This is a genomic window from Segatella copri (genome assembly GCF_009494395.1).
Taxonomy (GTDB): domain Bacteria; phylum Bacteroidota; class Bacteroidia; order Bacteroidales; family Bacteroidaceae; genus Prevotella.
The window spans coordinates 1-1,471 of the sequence record NZ_VZCB01000056.1 but is presented as its reverse complement, the minus strand read 5'-3'; the positions used below and the strand labels follow the sequence as shown (position 1 = coordinate 1,471).

The following is a 1,471-nucleotide window of genomic DNA, read 5'->3' as shown; positions in this document are numbered from 1 at the left end:
TATTTATCGTATTTTTCCTGATATTTCACTTTATTATATACATGCAGGCAATGCGCATGCGTGCGGGCGCACACTCATTGTTAGTATTCATCAAATGATATTTAAAAAATGACATTTCCTTGGTGATTACATATATTATTAGTAATTTTGCCGTGTCAAAATATAATGGAAGAACAGTACATATAAAAAATACAATTCAGAATATGAAGATAATAGTATCGGAAGAAATAGAATCAGTATGCCCTACCTTTGTAGGGGCATGCGTGGAAGCTAGAGTAGAAAATACTCCATACAGCAAAGAACTATGGGATGAAATCAATTCACTAAGTGAGAAATACAAAGAAACGCTCACCACAGAGTCTCTGAAAGAGATAAGCGGAATTGCAGCAACCCGAAAAGTTTATCGTGCTTGTGGCAAAGACCCATCCCGTTACCGTCCGGCTTCAGAAGCACTTATCCGAAGAATGCTGCAGGGCAAGGAACTCTATCAAAGAGATACGCTGGTGGACCTGGTCAACTTGGCGAGTATCGCATACGGTTATAGCATTGGTGGTTTCGATGCCGACAAGTTTGAAGGAGATACGCTGACATTGGGCGTCGGGAAGGCAGACGAACCTTACGAAGGTATCGGCAGAGGTATAATCAATATCGAAGGTCTTCCTGTTTATCGGGACAAGATTGGTGGCGTAGGAACTCCTACCAGCGACAACGAACGCACAAAGATGACTATTGACACGACCCATCTGGTGGTTCTCATCAACGGATATGATGGAGATGAGCAACACGTGCGCGAGAATGCCGAGTTCATTCTGGACCTTCTGAAGAAATACTGCAAATGCCACGAAGGCAACTATTTTATTTACCAATAAAATAAAATCTCTCCGTAGCAGAGAAAATTACGTCGGGACGTTTCTATCTGTGCCTTTCCATGGCAAAACATTGCCCTTACTGGAGCAATATTTTGCCATGGAAAGGCACTTTTCGTTACATCGGGATACATTATATTCAATAACTACAAGGAAGAAGAAAGATACGGAAGAATTCCTCTAACACTCTTCACTCTTCACATTTTACTCTTAAACATCTGTAAACCAGGCGATTCAATGGGTGAAGAGTAGGACTGTCTCTTCACCACTCTTCACCCACTCTTCACCCCGATGGATTTTCATACAGCTTAGCCGGGAGAATATCCTGAGCTTCTATAAAAACTGGAATAAGGCTTAAGTAAACTTTAATAGAGCCATAAGTAAAGTTTATCTAAGGCTCAAAACAAGTCCAAAGATAACTTATTCTAAAAACAAAAGAAACTTAAAACAAACCTAATAGAAGCTTAAAACAAAAACACTAGAAAGGCTTAGAGTGAGCCATGATAGAAGCCAAAGGACAAGCCATGATAGAAGCCGCTTACTTTTAAAAGTAAGCGGCTCCGCGTTTATACCATTGTAGTCTTCTCTTTTGTTCGTACCTTTGC

General features: G+C 40.4%; 1 protein-coding gene. It reads left to right on the top strand.

Annotation, left to right across the window (positions count from 1 at the left end; all coding sequences use genetic code 11):
- The first annotated feature begins 203 nt into the window (after positions 1 to 203).
- Positions 204 to 869 carry a B3/B4 domain-containing protein gene (locus tag F7D73_RS06990; RefSeq protein WP_153123400.1) on the top strand — a complete coding sequence of 222 codons (666 nt, stop codon included), beginning with the start codon at positions 204 to 206 and terminating at the stop codon, positions 867 to 869.
- Positions 870 to 1,471: the final 602 nt, after the last annotated feature.

Coding starts and splice junctions, on each gene's coding strand:
- F7D73_RS06990 (WP_153123400.1), top strand. CDS start 204: ATGAAGATAATAGTATCGGAAGAAATAGAATCAGTATGCCCTACCTTT.